At 50.1% G+C, this 15,292-nt stretch carries 12 protein-coding genes and 2 pseudogenes; 8 read left to right on the forward strand and 6 right to left on the reverse strand.

The window, feature by feature from the left end:
* Positions 1-11: 11 nt before the first annotated feature.
* From A3849_RS17490 to A3849_RS17495, 3 genes and pseudogenes are all read right to left on the reverse strand, one after another.
* Positions 12-1,046: an FxLYD domain-containing protein gene (locus A3849_RS17490; protein ID WP_074112573.1), complete on the reverse strand. Its 1,035-nt coding sequence runs from the start codon at positions 1,044-1,046 to the stop codon at positions 12-14.
* A gap of 129 nt (positions 1,047-1,175) precedes the next feature.
* A pseudogene (locus A3849_RS34010) lies at positions 1,176-1,292 on the reverse strand (zinc-ribbon domain-containing protein); the annotation flags it as partial.
* A 164-nt stretch (positions 1,293-1,456) separates the two neighbouring features.
* Positions 1,457-2,890, reverse strand: a complete 1,434-nt coding sequence (locus A3849_RS17495; protein WP_372237779.1) for a DHA2 family efflux MFS transporter permease subunit — start codon at positions 2,888-2,890, stop codon at positions 1,457-1,459.
* 292 nt (positions 2,891-3,182) lie between these two features.
* On the opposite strand from A3849_RS17495, the gene A3849_RS17500 reads away from it, so the two are divergent.
* From A3849_RS17500 to A3849_RS17530, 6 genes and pseudogenes are all read left to right on the forward strand, one after another.
* Positions 3,183-3,767, forward strand: coding sequence for a TetR/AcrR family transcriptional regulator (locus A3849_RS17500; protein ID WP_074112575.1), 585 nt, complete (start codon positions 3,183-3,185; stop codon positions 3,765-3,767).
* A 42-nt stretch (positions 3,768-3,809) separates the two neighbouring features.
* Positions 3,810-4,628, forward strand: coding sequence for a DegV family protein (locus tag A3849_RS17505; RefSeq protein ID WP_074112576.1), 819 nt, complete (start codon positions 3,810-3,812; stop codon positions 4,626-4,628).
* A gap of 137 nt (positions 4,629-4,765) precedes the next feature.
* A complete protein-coding gene (locus A3849_RS17510; protein WP_074112577.1) occupies positions 4,766-5,446 on the forward strand; it encodes a hypothetical protein in 681 nt (226 codons plus the stop codon).
* 447 nt (positions 5,447-5,893) lie between these two features.
* A pseudogene (locus A3849_RS17520) lies at positions 5,894-6,448 on the forward strand (VOC family protein).
* Between the two features lie 44 nt (positions 6,449-6,492).
* On the forward strand, positions 6,493-7,191 hold the full coding sequence (locus A3849_RS17525; RefSeq protein ID WP_074112579.1) for an SDR family oxidoreductase: 699 nt from the start codon (positions 6,493-6,495) through the stop codon (positions 7,189-7,191).
* Positions 7,192-7,387: 196 nt separating this feature from the next.
* The gene (locus A3849_RS17530; RefSeq protein WP_074112580.1) at positions 7,388-10,249 is read left to right on the forward strand and encodes a glycosyl hydrolase 115 family protein; all 2,862 of its coding nucleotides are present in this window, start codon (positions 7,388-7,390) and stop codon (positions 10,247-10,249) included.
* 56 nt (positions 10,250-10,305) lie between these two features.
* Here the strand turns inward: A3849_RS17530 and A3849_RS17535 are convergent, their stop codons facing one another.
* Positions 10,306-11,085, reverse strand: coding sequence for a helix-turn-helix transcriptional regulator (locus A3849_RS17535; RefSeq protein ID WP_074112581.1), 780 nt, complete (start codon positions 11,083-11,085; stop codon positions 10,306-10,308).
* Between the two features lie 141 nt (positions 11,086-11,226).
* Between A3849_RS17535 and A3849_RS17540 the strand changes: the two genes are divergently transcribed.
* Positions 11,227-12,684 (forward strand): amino acid permease, encoded by a 1,458-nt coding sequence (locus A3849_RS17540; RefSeq protein ID WP_083613561.1) that lies wholly within the window; start codon positions 11,227-11,229, stop codon positions 12,682-12,684.
* Here the strand turns inward: A3849_RS17540 and A3849_RS17545 are convergent.
* Complete coding sequence (locus A3849_RS17545; RefSeq protein ID WP_074112582.1) at positions 12,670-13,302, reverse strand: LysE family translocator; 633 nt, start codon at positions 13,300-13,302, stop codon at positions 12,670-12,672. The two genes, A3849_RS17540 and A3849_RS17545, sit on opposite strands and share 15 nt — an antisense overlap.
* A gap of 113 nt (positions 13,303-13,415) precedes the next feature.
* A complete protein-coding gene (locus A3849_RS17550; protein WP_372237777.1) occupies positions 13,416-13,670 on the reverse strand; it encodes a spore coat protein in 255 nt (84 codons plus the stop codon).
* Positions 13,671-14,002: 332 nt separating this feature from the next.
* Here A3849_RS17550 and bcbE point away from each other — a divergent pair, with 332 nt between their 5' ends.
* A complete protein-coding gene (gene bcbE / locus A3849_RS17555) occupies positions 14,003-15,280 on the forward strand; it encodes a bacillibactin exporter BcbE (protein WP_083613564.1) in 1,278 nt (425 codons plus the stop codon).
* The last annotated feature ends 12 nt before the right edge of the window (positions 15,281-15,292 follow it).

The following is a 15,292-nucleotide window of genomic DNA, read 5'->3' on the forward strand; positions in this document are numbered from 1 at the left end:
AATTATGCCTCCTATTCCAAATACCATGTTGCATTCACCACAGACACCTGTGCCTGTTCGTAGACTCCGTAATAGGTAGCCGTAAATTCGCCGGACTCACCGGGAGCAATCCGGTACGGATCCACGCTTGCCTCCGTTTGACCCAGGTAAGCGCCGGATTCATTATAAATCCCCAGACTCAAATCAATGGAATAGATCGTTCTTGTCGCCTTGTTACTAATGGTCCCGCTGATTTGCAGGTCGCCATATTCGTCTAAGGTGACATTAATCCCCTTCACCTCGACCGCTGCTGTACGGTTATTCAAATCCTCTTTGGCTGCCTGCTGGGCAGCAAGCTCAATGCGTTTGTGCTCTGCTTGCTCAAATGCCAGCTTTTCACTCTGAATTCGTTTGCGGTAGGTGCTTAATTGTTCATTCTCCGGCGCATAGGCCAGCCCTTTGTCTACAGCCTTCAAAGCACCGGCAAAATCCTTCTTCTTCAGCAGTTTCTCGGCTGCTGTATAGCTGAGCCCTGCCAGCTTGCTGATGATCTGCTGCTTCACTGCTTCTGCTTCATTGCCCTTCAGGGCTTCAACTGAATTAAGCTTGGAAGCCAGTGCATCCACAGTATTCAGCTTATCCAGCTCACTCTTGACCTTCATAACGGCCAGAGTGAGCTGTTTGGCTGAAAGTTCTTTGCGCAGCGCAGCAAATACAGGTTCTGATCGGTTGGCCAGCGCCTTTGCAATGGCATGGATTGAAGTCTCGCTGGATTGAATCTGCTGCTTCTTGAGACCCTCCGCCGCTGAATGGAGCTGATTTTGCCACTCCGCAGCTTCAGAGGTGACCGCTCTGTCCAGAGCGAGCGCCTGGTAATTAGGGCGTTTGGCTGCCGCCGAATTAAGTAGTGCAACAGCTTTAGTATAATGGCCTTCCAGCGCTTCAGTCTGGGCTTGCTTATGCAGCGCTGATACCTCGTGGTTCACCTGAAGCTCATATTTGTAAATTAGACTAAGCCCGGCCAAGATCACTCCCAGCAGCAGCATTGGAATGATCCAGGCAAACACAAGGCCAGCTCCACTAGATGGAGGCACAGGATTCCTGGTGAGTGCCCCTGGTCCTGATTCATATCCCGCCGCTATTTCTGCAAGGGTCAACCCTTGAGAGGTGCGCTGTGTTTCATTTGTAACTAGTTTTGTGCCACAACGGGTACAGACTTTTGCACCAGTTGTATTTTCGGCTCCGCATGCATGACAGTACACGTTGCTGTCCCCCATCAACAAAATTGTCTTATTCCTTCCATTTATCGACATTATAATCGAAGTATAAGGAAATTAACACCGACATTTCAGATATCATAAATCAGAAAAAAACCCCTTCAGCCATCGGTTTGGCGAGAAGGGGACTATAGAAAAGGCAGTGATAATCTGTGAATTCTGATGCATCAGAATTGCTGCGGTGTGGCGTTGAGCTCTGGTCAGGCTTTCTCGGCAACAGCCTTGTTCAGCTGTACTTCAGGCTCCTGCCCGGATTCCTGCCCCACACGTTTGATGAAGAAGGCGAGGAGTAAGCCGATGATGCCAATACCCACAATGACGAGATAGGCATCGTTGATACCCTGGATGGAAGCTTCCGTAATCATTTGCTCCTTAGTGGCGCCTTTACCGCCAGCGGCCATTATATCCATCATGTGTGTTGTGGTACGGCTGGTCATCACGGTGACGAGCAGTGAAGTCCCGACAGCGCCGGCCACTTGTCTTACGGTATTGGAGATGGCGGTGCCGTGCGCATTAAGCTTGGACGGCAATTGATTCAACCCTAAAGTTTGGATAGGCATGAGCAGCAGCGCCATCCCGATCCGGCGTCCGGTGGACATGAACACCAGGTACATGTAGCTGGTCGAATCTGTCAGGTTCACAAAGCTCAAGGTTGTCAGAATAGTGATTAGCAGACCAATGACGGCAAGCCATTTGGCCCCGAACCGGTCGAACAGCTTGCCGGTGACCGGCATAAGCAGTCCCATGATAAGCGCGCCGGGAAGCAGCAGCAAACCGGACTCCATCGCTGTATAACCGCGTGCATTCTGCAAATACAGAGGCAGCAGCATCATATCCGCATACATGATGATGGTTACCGCGATACTAATAACCGTAGTCAAGGAGAACATGTTGTATTTGAAAGCCCTCAGATCAAGAAGCGGGTCCTTCGAAGCCAGCTGGCGCCAGGCGAACAAGCCCAGTGATACGACGCCTGCAGCTAAAGACAGCAGGACTTCCACGCTCGACCATCCAGCGCTGGCGGCACGGCTGAAGCCGTACAGCAAGGTTCCGAATCCGATGGTGGAGAGAATGACACTGACCATGTCAATTTTGGGATACGAGCGTGTCGATACATTCTTCAAATAAATGAACCCGCAGATGATGACAATTGCTGTGAGCGGCAGCATTCCGTAGAACATGGTTTCCCATGTGTAATGTTCCAGGATGTATCCGGCCAGAGTGGGTCCTATCGCGGGGGCGAAAATAATGGCCAACCCAACCATACCCATGGCAGCTCCCCGCTTTTCACGCGGGAAGAGGGCTAAAATAACATTGGTGAGCAACGGCATTATAATGCCGGCACCGGCTGCCTGAATCATACGCCCGGTTAGCAGAACAGGGAAGCTCGTCGCAAGGGCGGATACGACCGTTCCGGCTAAGAATATAAACATCGAGGCCTGGAAAAGCTCACGGGTTGTGAACCGCTGCATCAAATAGGCCGTAATCGGAATTAAAACACCATTAACGAGCATATAACCGGTGGTTAGCCACTGAGCCGTTGCAGCTGTAATATTGAAATCATGCATTAATTCCGGCGTGGCAACGCTCATTACCGTCTGGTTCAGTGTCGCGAGAAAGGCACCTAAAATCATAATGAACAAGATGGGTCCCTTTTTCACGGAATTGCTAATTGCTTCTGTCTCTTTACTCACTCCACTCATCCTTTCAAATCGCCGCTCATAGACTAAATTTACAAAGTGTTGTATAGTTTACAATGTATAAAGATGATTATAGATGAAATTTTCATGCAAGCAAGCAACGATTTCCGGAAAAGTGTTAATTAGTTTACGATTTCGAGCCAACTGTAGCTTTTCGGAATGAAAAACTACAATTTATTAAAAAGTGTAGTTTGCCTATTCAAAGGTAAAGGATGGAGATTAGCAGATGGAAAATACAACACCCCGGACAGATCCCCGTGTACTCCGCACCCGTGAATTGCTTAGAAATGCCCTTATTGAACTTCTGGAAGAGATGGATGTCCAGAAAATCTCGGTAAACCGCATTGCAGAGCGGGCGAAAATTAATCGTGTTACTTTTTATCTGCACTATCGGGATATCCCGGACATGCTGGAAAAGCTGGCAGATGATATGGTCGAGGACATTAATCAGGTAGTACACAGCAACTACAAGAGGAAATCGGAGACGGGAATTCAGGAAGATTGGCCGGTTCTGGAAAGTCTTCTGAAGCATATCGCGGAGAATGCAAAATTCTACAAAGTGGTCTTTACATCAAGGCGGAGTACGATTTTTACGGACCGCCTGTTCAGTCTGATGGCCGAAATGATTTCAGCACGTGTGAACGGAAAAGAGATCAGTGTCGGCCAATCGAATGTAACGATACAAAAGGATATCGCCGTCTGGTATGGTTCAGCCGCTCTGATCGGTACTATCGTCGCCTGGCTGCGTAATGACATGCCCTATACGCCTGCCTATTTAGCAAGACAGATTACCTCACTCCGCGCTCAATAAGGCGGACAAATATAGACATGAGAAGGGGATTGCAGGGGAAACATGTTACATCTTTTCACGGATAGTCTGACCACACTACCACCAGGCATGATCGAACAATTGAATATAGGCATCGCCCCGGTTTATGTTGTTTTTAACAACGCTCAGATTTATAGGCATACTGTGGATATTCAGACCGAAGATATTCTCAGTCTTGTCATGGAGACGGGGAAAGTGCCGGGTATTGCCGCTCCAGCGGTAGAAGATTTCATACAGCTCTTTACTCCATCCGTTGGCGGGATTGATCAGGTGGTGTATATAAGCATGTCTGCTGAAATTTCTCCTTCTTATAGAAATGCAGAAGCGGCGGCCAAACATTTCCCCAAGGGAAAGGTCACTGTGGTGGATTCCGGATGTTTTTCTTCAGGAACAGCAATGATGATGGTGCAGGCAGCCAGGATTGCCAAGAAGGTGAGAACATGGGCTTCCTTCGGGCAGAAGCTGGACGAACACCGCGCTGCAGTCAGGGAAGAGCTGATTCTGGATCGGATGAAAAAAGTCAATCCAACCGGGAATATATATGGTTTACCTAACAGGATCATAAGTCCGCTGAAGCTCAAACCCAAGCTCCATATCCAGAATGGGATATCCAGTAATCTGGAGGACACCCTGCTAGGCAACTTGCGGGACAATCCACAAATTGACCGCGAATTCATAGTGATCTCACAGACAATGGCCAGAGAACCGGCGGAGTATATGAAGAACATATTGTATGAAAGCTATGGGTTCAAAAAGGTGATACTCCTCTCCAATATTAATGGATTATTATGCCGCACTACCCCGCGAAGCATAGAGCTGAGCTATTTGCTGAAAAGTAAATAAAATAAAACAGCAAACGGTGAGGTCATTGACGAGGGGAAACACGAACGCTATAATCTAAAAAAACGGACGAAGAACGTCCCGTACTCCATGGCATATTGGGGTGCGGGATTTTTTTGTGCAGAGGAGGAGTTCAGGAAGTGGGATTTGCCGAAGAACATCATCAATGGCTGGAATACCACAAGAAACGGAGAACCGGGGAACGTCTGGACCGGTTGGAGCGCGGGCATCGGCATGGAGAGCAGATGTTTGTCGAGAGGGTATGGTGGCCCATATTTGGTCATATGGATAATCTGCATCCGGAGTATGAGGTTTCGGATTGGCGTGGCCGGCCTTATTTTGTCGATCTGGTATGGAAGCCGGGGCAGGTGAAGTTTGCTATTGAGATAAAAGGGTACGGGCCTCATGTGCAAAATACGGACCGTACCCGATACCGGCAGGAAATAAATAGAGAGACTTATCTGCAAATTGCGGGTTATCGTGTAGTCGCTGTTCCCTACGATGATTTGGAATCGATGCCGGAGCTGACTATCTCTTTATTCAAATCGCTGCTTACTCCATGTTTATTGAAGAGTACGGATGAGGAAGGCCGCCAGTATACTAGGCTGGAGAGGGAGATTCTACGGTTGGCGAGCTGCTGGAATGGTTTCTTGCGACCTGTTGACCTGGTGAATGAACTTGGAGTGAATCCGCGCACAGTCAAAAAATACATGAACTCTTTGTGTGAAAAAGGGAAGTTCAGACCCGTGATGGCCCAAGGCAGCACTAGAGTTTGCCGTTACGAGTATATTCATTCTTTTATGGATAATGAGCTATGGTAATGGCTCCCGCTCGGAATGAGAGGTATAAATACCTCTGATCTGGTCAAAAACGGGCTCCCGGTCGGAATGAGAGGTATGAATACCTCTGATCCGGCCAAAAATGGGCTACCGGTAGGGATGAGAGGTAAAAATACCTCTAATCCGGCCAAAAACGGGCTACCGGTAGGGATGAGAGGTATAAATACCTCTGATCTGGTCAAAAACGGGCTACCGGCCGGAATGAGAGGTAGAAATACCTCTGAACTGGTCAAAAACGGGCTACCGGTCGGAATGAGAGGTATAAATACCTCTGATCCGGCCAAAAACGGGCTACCGGCCGGAATGAGAGGTAGAAATACCTCTGATAGCGTTACCATACACGCTTGACAGCCTTTTCACAGTATGGGTATGGTAGACACTGGTTACAAACTATGGTGGACCTATCACAAACACTAGGAGGGTTGAGGCATGTCAGGATGGCTTGGCAATCATTTCATTACGCAAATTGGAATTCTGGTGAATGATGTGGAAAAGGTCAGCGGGGCGTATGCGGACTTCTTTGGACTGGAAAAACCGGAAATTATCATTACAGATACAGCAGATATTGCCCAGACCCGTTACAACGGCGGGGAGACAGAGGCGCGGGCCAAGCTCGCTTTTTTCGAAAGATAAGAATTGATATGTTTTACGCTATAAATTATCCTTATCTTTCTCGCTGTAACGGATTCCGTCCTTATAAGGACGGCGTAGCCGTTTCTACTTGATATGGGCTCCCTGCAGTTGGAGCTGATTGAGCCGGATCATTAGCCGAGCACATGGCGGGATTATCTGAATGAGCATGGCGAAGGGCCTCATCACATCGCTTTTGTGATTGAAGGAATGAAGGAGAAGATCATGCTGCTGGAAGGGAAGGGGTTCCCGCTTCAGCAGAAGGGTGAGTACACCGAGGGACGGTATGCTTATATGGATACGTTCAAGGAACTGAAGGTGCTTGTGGAACTGCTGGAGAACGACGCCAGCTAATCAGTTCATAGATAGTGCTCAGCCTATTAAGGAGGAATGGTGCAGTGAATATACTAATCACCGGTGCAGGCCGGGGGCTGGGGATTGAACTGGCTGCCGAAGCGCTGGACCGGGGGCACAGTGTCATCGCTGGGGTTCGTAAGCCGGGTCAGGAACAGGACGAATTGTTACAGCTTGCAGCGGTTCATGGAGACAGGCTGACTATAGCTGCACTTGATGTGACGGATGAGGAAGGAATTGCCTCATTGGCAAACACGCTGAAAGGCCAAGGACGGACACTCGGTGCGTTGATTAACAATGCAGCGGTTCTGACCGCCCGGAACACTTCTATTGAAGAGCTGGATATGCAAGCTATGCTGACAACGATGGACATTAATCTGTACGGACCGATGCGGGTGGTGAAGCATTTTCTGCCGTTGCTCACCGAACCGGAGCCTTCCATTATCAATATTTCATCTGAAGCGGGCAGCCTCACTCATGCATATCCGGGCGATTATCCATATGCCATTTCCAAAACGGCGCTCAATATGTTCACCCAGCAGCTGCATGTGTATGGACAGGAACGCGGCATCCAGGTGCTCAGCGTGCATCCCGGCTGGATGCATACCGATATGGGCGGAGAAGAGGCGCCGACGAATCCGCGCCGCAGCGCCGAGGGGATTATCCGCCTGATCGAGCAGCGCGTTGCACCGCAAGGCCGCTTCATGTTCGTGGATTATACAGGCAAGGATATGGATATATAGGTGTGAAGCTCCACTATACGGAGAACCCTGACAAGAGAAATGTGCTTGTGGGGTTCTCCGTTTTTTTGTAGGAACTTCTGTCTAGTAATTACAAAAAGTTGCTAGTTTGCCCATGGAGCCTGAAATCGCTTTCCCTATATAATGTGCCTATATAAAAATGGAAGCGCTAGCTCATGATAAAAGGGGAGACATTGTAATGATAACTGTTGAGGAATTTACCTTTGTGAAGGAGGGGAACGCGGCCAAGATATACCTTGACCCCAACGGACCGGATTATAGCGGATTGCGCCGGGTGGCCGGGTCTTTTGCCGCTGATATTGCACTGGTGAGCGGAATGAAGCCTGACATCTGTACAGAAACCGCAGAGCTGGGTGGAACCGCCATTATCGCAGGATCGATCGGCACAAATGGGCTGATTGACCAGTTGATTGCAGACGGAACCTTGGACGTATCCTCCATTCAGGGCAAGCGGGAATGCTACCGGATTCAGGTGATAGAACACCCGGTTCAGGGCGTGGAGCAGGCGCTCATTATTGCGGGCAGCGATAAGCGGGGGACGATCTACGGCATCTACTCCATTTCTGAAAAGATAGGTGTCAGTCCGTGGGTATACTGGGCGGATGTGGTCCCGGAGAAGAAGCCGCTGCTGGTGTTTTCCGCCAATCTGCTCCATACAACATCCAAGGAACCCTCTGTAAAATACAGAGGCCTCTTTTTAAATGACGACTGGCCGTCTCTGGGTTCCTGGGTGACTCAGGCTTTTGGCGACTTTAATGAAGAGTTCTACGACAAGGTATTTGAGCTGATCCTCCGGCTGAAGGGGAATTATCTATGGCCGGCCATGTGGAGCGCTGAATTCAGCCTGAACGGTAAAAGCAGCCCAATTGCCAATGCCCTGCATGCGGAAGAATACGGCATCATCATGGGAACCTCCCATCATGAACCCCTGTTTCGGGCAGGCAGTGAATGGCAGAAGGTATACAAGGAGTACGGAACAAGCAACCTGTGGGATTTTGCCCGGAATAGACAAGCCATCACAGATTTCTGGGAAGACGGAATCAAGCGCAACCATAACTTTCATAACCTGATCACACTAGGCATGCGGGGGGAGAGTGATTCTGCGCTGGAGGGCTCCGATGCGGAGAATATCGAGTTGCTTAAGGACATTATCCGTACGCAGAAAGGATTATTGAAGAAATATCATCTGGAGCATGCCCCGCAAATTCTGGCAGTCTACAAAGAAGTGGAAAAATATTGGTACGGCACAGCCGATGTAGAAGGCCTGAAGGACTGGGATGTCCTGAAGGATGTTACGATTCTGCTGGCTGACGACAACTTCGGCAATCTCCGCAAAATCCCTGCGGCACACGAGCATCACCGCAGTGCAGGCTGGGGCATGTACTACCATTTCGACTATCACGGGGGTCCCCATTCCTATGAGTGGGTGAATACGACTCCGCTGGAAAAAGTGTGGGAGCAAATGTCCATGGCGTTCGATTACGGCATCCGTGAGGTGTGGATCGTCAATGTTGGGGATTTGAAGCCAATGGAGCTGCCCATATCGTACTTTCTGGATTTGGCGTATGACTTCGACGCTTGGGGAACCGGGGCAATCAACCGGACGTCGGAATATACCGGGCGGTGGGTGGAGCAGCAGTTCGGCCATGCCCTGGAAGCAGAAACGGTGGAAGGAATTACGCAGATATTATCGGATTACACCCGGATGAACGGCCGGCGTAAACCGGAAATCATAACCCCTACAACCTTTAGTCTGCACCATTACCATGAGGCCGGGCGGGTCCTGAAGCAGGCCATAGAGCTTGAGCAAGCGGCAGAAGCCATTTATGAACGGATCCCGGAACCGCATAAGGATGCGTACTATCAGCTTGTCTATTATCCTGCTGCAGCATCGGCTAATGTGGTGAAGATGAACATTTATGCGGGACTGAACAGCCTTTACCTGGAGCGGGGCAGTGTGCTTGCCAATATCTATGCGAAGCTCGTTCATGAAGCGATCGGGCGGGACAAGGAGCTGGAACGGGCCTATAACAGCGGTATTGCAAGCGGGAAATGGCAGGGGATGATGAGCTCGGCTCATGTGGGATATGTCAGCTGGGATGCGGAAGGGTGGAAGTACCCGGATGTGAGCACCATCGTTCCTGCTACTGGACCTCAGATGATCGTTGATGTGGAGGGTACAGAGCGGGCCTATGTTTCGGGGATGGCCAGTCTTCCGGTATTTACAAATCTGCTGCAAGAGAGCTATGACATTACCATCAGTAATCGCGGAGCAGAAGGCTTTGTCTTTGAAGCAAAGAGCAGCACGGACTGGATCAGGCTGGAGAAGACCGAAGGCTGGATTGTTACCGGGGAGACACTTAGAATTTCTGTGGACTGGGACAGGGTACACGGGGCAGCCTCCGGTGAAATCACCCTTTCAGGTGCCGGAGAAACCGTGAAGGTGAAGGTATCCACGGAGTGGACCAACATTCAGGGTGTGCCGCCCATGACTTTTATTGAAGCCCATCATGTCGTGTCGATAGAAGCGGAGCATGCGATAAGCCGTGTGTCGAAGTCCGGGGCCGAGTGGAAGATTATCGGGAACTACGGACGTACTTTATCTTCGGTAAAAATGTATCCGGACGGTATATCTTTTGCCCAGCCGGAGCAGGCACCTTATCTGGAGTACCGGATTCGGCTCGGTCAGGACGGGGAGTATACCCTGACCGCCTATACCGCGCCGACGAACAACCTGTCCATGACCAGCGGACTGACATATGCGGCAGGCTTTGATGGGGAAAAGCCGGTGATTGCAGATACCCTGCCGGTGGGCTATGAGGGCGGCGATCATGATAATGAGCCGTGGTGCCGCGCCGTGATGGATAACATTCATACCACAGCCACCCGTCATACCTTGTCAAAAGGCATGCATACCCTTCGTTTCTACGGACTGGATGCCGGTCTGGTGCTGCAAAAGCTGGTGTTGTCTGTTTCTCCGCTGCCCTATTCATACCTGGGGCCGGAAGAGAGTTTTTATACAGGACAGCGCAGACATTAAGCTTACCGGGCTGACCGGGGCCCTGGGAGGATACCCTGCTGGCCCTGGGTTCTCCGTTATTTTAAGGCGGATGACGGAGGATAGCCCTTGATGTTCTTGAAGACATTGCTGAAATAAGCGACATCATGATACCCGCAATGCTCCGCGACTTCAGACACATTAAAACCGCCTGCCGACAAAATCATTTCCGCGTTATTCACCCGCACCTTGTTCATAAATTCTTTGCAGGTTAAGCCCGTGTTCTGCTTGAACAGCTTGCCCAGGTAGACAGGATTCAGGCCGACCCCCTGGGCCAAATCTGCAATCGTCACATCCTCGGCATAGTGATCCATGATATAGGCCATTACTTTATGTACTCTGGGATCAAGAATTGGCGTCTGATGATGGTGGGCGATGCTGAGCAGCCGGTATACGATCAGCTGGAAGATGGCCCGGCTTTTCATCCGGTACAAAGGCTGCTTGCCCATCCACACATGCGAGAATTCCCTGATATCCTCCAGGATCTCTTTGGTCCTCCAGTTCCTGGTTACCGTCTCAAAAGGAAGCCGGATAGGATTATCCGGGCCTTCCCAGAAAAAATTAAAGGCATAGGAATGCATCGGCGATTCCTTACAGGTTTGGGCTTCCCGGATACTGCCGGGAGGTGCATAGAGCATGTCGCCCGCTTTTAGAGTGAATTTCTCTCCGTTGATATAATAATCTGCCTGGCCTTCCAGAATGAATGTCAGATCGTGAAAATCAATTAGGCTGCGGCCAATCTCCCAGTCCGGGAAGCATCTCCGGTCAACGAACAGAAAGACCTTCGGAACAAGGTTCTCATATTTGCTAGTGTCCATTAGAGCTATTCCTCCTCCGTACATCATAGCATCATGGTTTGGAATGATAAATGCCTGTCCGCCTAATGAAATTGAATAGGTGTGGGTAGCCTAAAGACGGTAAGCGTCTCAAAATTCCAAACAGGTGAGGACTGAATTCATTTGGACCAAGCTTCCAGCCATGCAAAAGAAGACAAAAAACTGAAATGGTGGCAGCTTAGCCTGCTCGGCGTTGCGGGTACGATTGGTACCGGTTACTTCCTGGGTTCCGGTCTGGCAATCTCCATAGGAGGACCCGCAGTTTTACTTGCCTACATTCTTGCTGCTGCTGGAACTTATGTAGTCTTTGATGCGTTATCACGCATGACGGCAGATCATCCGGAGCAAGGATCATTCCGTTCCTATGCCAAAAAGGCCTTTGGGAGCTGGGCAGGCTTTGCCAGCGGCTGGGTCTACTGGTTCTCGGAGCTGCTGATCATGGGGAGCCAGCTTACGGCCTTGTCAATCTTTGCCCGGTTCTGGTTTCCGGATGTGCCGATGTGGATCTTTGCTGCAGGTTTTGGTTTAACGGGTCTATTGATTGTATTCTTCGGAAATAAGGGGTTTGACCGTGTTGAAAATGTGCTGGCTGTCATCAAGGTGGCTGCCATTCTGATGTTTATGGTGCTGGCGGCGGCTTTGCTGGCGGGATGGATCGGGGGCGGTAAATATACACCTAAACTTCCGCTTACGTCTGCGGCATTGTTTCCGGCCGGGGGGATTGGCCTGTGGTCTGCTTTTATCTTTGCTTTCTATGCTTACGGCGGTATTGAGGTGCTGGGAATCATGTCCTATCGGCTGAGCAAGCCCGAAGAGGCGCCAAAAGCAGGGAAAGTGATGCTCCTGCTGTTGACTGCGGTATATGTTGTATCGATTGGCCTCGTAGTGACCATGGTGCCCCTAAATGCTTTTAATCCCAAGGAAAGTCCGTTTGTGCTTGCCTTGGCCAGTGATCATCTGGCTTTTATACCGCATCTGTTCAATGGTGTACTGATTATCGCCGGATTCTCGACGATGACCGCTTCGCTCTATGCGGTGACATCGATGATGCTCACCCTTGCACAGGAAGGGGATGCGCCACAGCTTTTTTCTCGGAAGTTAAAAGGTAAATATCCTTTGATGGCCATGTGCCTGATCTCTGTGGGACTAATCGCAGCGATAGTGATGTCCCTGCTATTGCCGGGGAAGGTATATGAATACATCACTACAGCTGCCGGATTAATGCTTTTGTACAACTGGGCTTTTATTCTGCTGTCATCAGGGAAGCTGCTCCAAGCGGCGAAGTTAAGCGGATTTAAGCGCTGGACAGGTCTGGTTCTTATTGGTGCCGCTGTGGCCGGTACACTCTTCCATAAGCTCAGCCGGCCCGGCTTCTACATCAGTCTGCTGCTGGTGTCCCTGATCGCGGCAAGTGATCTTATCGTGCATAAGGTACGCAAGAAGAGAGAGGCCGCTTCCTCCGGACACCGTCATCCGGAGAAACAGGAAGACGAGTTTCAGAGACTGGATGGAGGCCCGCAGTTCAAAATTAAAGGCATCCGCATGCGTATGCGCAAAAGTAAGCTTTTAATGAAAAAATAGAAGCCGCATGGCTTGTACCCCAAAATAGAAGCCAAAGCCGACCAGCGACAATCCGGAGAGCACTGAGATGGCCTTGAGCACCTGGGGGGTAAGCAGGCGGCGGAATACACTGGACGCTGCCGCCATGGATACATCCCAGAACAGAATTCCCAGTACAATAGCACCGCTGTACATCAGCAACTGATGCATCGGATACTCGCTGGCGGCTTTTGCCAGGATGGAGCCGTAAATGCCCAGCCAGAACAGGATGGAGAGCGGATTGAATAAAGACATCAGGAATCCGGCCAGAAAAGATTTGGAAAGGGAGGTCTCACTGCTTCTCATTTCTGAGGCTTCGATGATGCCTGCATTTTTGATACTCTCCACTCCTGTGTATACCAGCACAAAAAATCCGAATAACCATAAAAACGCTTTGACAAATGGCGCATCGAGCAGATGGATAATACCGAAATAGACCAGAAACATGTAAATGATATCTGCACTTATGGCTCCAAGCCCGACAAACCAGGCGTGCATAAATCCTCCCCGGATACCCTTGTCCAATTGTGCAGCGTTAATCGGTCCAATCGGTGCTGAAAGCGACAGCCCCAGAAAGATATATCCTATGAATACATTAATAGTGCCCGCCCTCCTTATACTACTCTGTAGCTAGAATATTCTGTAAGGACTGGTTATAGGACAACAAATGAAGGCCCGCCGAAAAAACCGGGGGCCTTTTTGAGTCTGCTCTGCTACAAGGACAAGGCATTGTTTGCCGTAGCCACATCGTTGGAAAGCAGCTTGGGGAGATCGTAAGAGGGATACAGGCCGCGATCCAGCATAAAGTAGAAGACCTTGCCATGCAGGGTGATACATGCATTCAATTGTTTTTGCAGAGTGGCTCTAAGCAGCGGTGTGGCTGTTTCGGTAATCCCGATCGCATAACTGCGGACGGCGGTCTTGGCGAATCCAAGCAGCTGTCCCACATAGAATGCGGTCAGATCCATATCCTTGAGACTGTTCCGTGTTCCTTGGGTGCATCAGCTGGTTGCTCTGAAAAGCCGTCAATTCGTGCAGCTCCATCGTTTCACGTCAAGCCAAATGCTGGTGTTGCTGAGTATTTGTCTCGTAAGTATACAATCCCAATCCCTCCTAAGCGGTATGCGTTAGCCTATTCGGGACTGGGCATATTTTCTTGTGAGGTATCTTCCCCTGAGACCGCATGTTTATTCTGCATCTTGTCACAGAGTTAGAAATTTCCCAAGGAAGCAAAGCGTATGAATTCCTGCGCAAGAAACCACAATATCAACATGTGAATAACAATAAAGGTGGTTCTACCATGAAGGGAAAGAAAGGGGCACTGGTTGCACTTGCTTCCATCCCGCTGATCATGACATTAGGCAACTCCATGCTGCTGCCTATTCTGCCACAAATATCCGGGGAACTCGGGATCAGCGCTTTTCAGGTCAGTATGATTATCACCGTTTACGGACTAATAGCAATCCTGATGATTCCGATTGCAGGATATTTATCCGACCGATTTGGGCGTAAAAAGGTTATTCTGCCAAGCTTGATCATTGCTGCTCTGGGCGGGGCCGGTTGTGTTGCCGCTGCATGGTTTTTGGAGGGTGTCACTGCATACTGGGTTATTCTGGGGGGGCGCTTTGTCCAGGGGATCGGGGCTGCCGGAGCCTTCCCGATTGTCATTCCTTTTGTCGGGGATTTGTTCAAGGATGAGAAAGAAGTCAGCAGAGGCTTGGGTGTCGTGGAGACCTCGAATACCTTCGGCAAAGTGCTTAGTCCCATTCTAGGCGCATATCTGGGTACGGTACTTTGGTATGCTCCGTTTATTGCGATCCCGATTCTCTGTCTGGTCTCCTTTGTCCTAATGATCTTGCTTGTGAAGGAGCCGAAATCTGAAGGGCAGGCTGAGAAAAAAGCGCTGGGACAGTTCTTAAAAGGAATCAAGGAGATTCTGCATGAAAAAGGCCGCTGGTTGTATTCGATTTTTGCAGTCGGCGGGATTTGCATGTTCGTAACGTTTGGAGTGTTATTCTACTTATCGGAAACCCTGGAGGCCAAATACAACCTTCACGGCTCCGCCAAGGGCTTCGTTCTGGCGATTCCACTGGCCTTACTCTGTCTGGCTTCTTACGGCAGCGGCAAGATTATCGGCCAGAACAAGCTGCGGATGAAATGGCTGGGATTCGGAGGCATGGTCCTGCTGACAGCAGCCATGGTCATCACAGGGTTCAACAGCAATATTTATTTCATGGTCGGATTCCTGAGTCTCAGTGGTATCGGCATTGGCGTGGCTTTGCCCTGTATGGACGCTTTGATTACGGAGAGTATCGAAAAGGAGAACCGGGGTACCATTACGTCTCTGTACAGCAGTATGCGCTTCATCGGAGTAGCTCTGGGTCCGCCCGTTGTTTCTCTTCTAATGACCAGAGGACACTGGGTAATGTTCGGAACGATGGCAGCGGTCGGGACTGTGGGGGGGCTGCTAACCTTGTTCGCAGTAAAGCCCAGTGAAGGCGGAAACCCTAAGGATAATAATTCTTTCAGATCCGGGAAAGGCATGAAGAATCCATGGCATCGCCAGCGGGCGCGGTAACTGATCAGGAAG

The sequence above is a fragment of the Paenibacillus sp. P46E genome, assembly GCF_001909095.1.
GTDB classification, from domain to species: domain Bacteria; phylum Bacillota; class Bacilli; order Paenibacillales; family Paenibacillaceae; genus Paenibacillus_AQ; species Paenibacillus_AQ helianthi.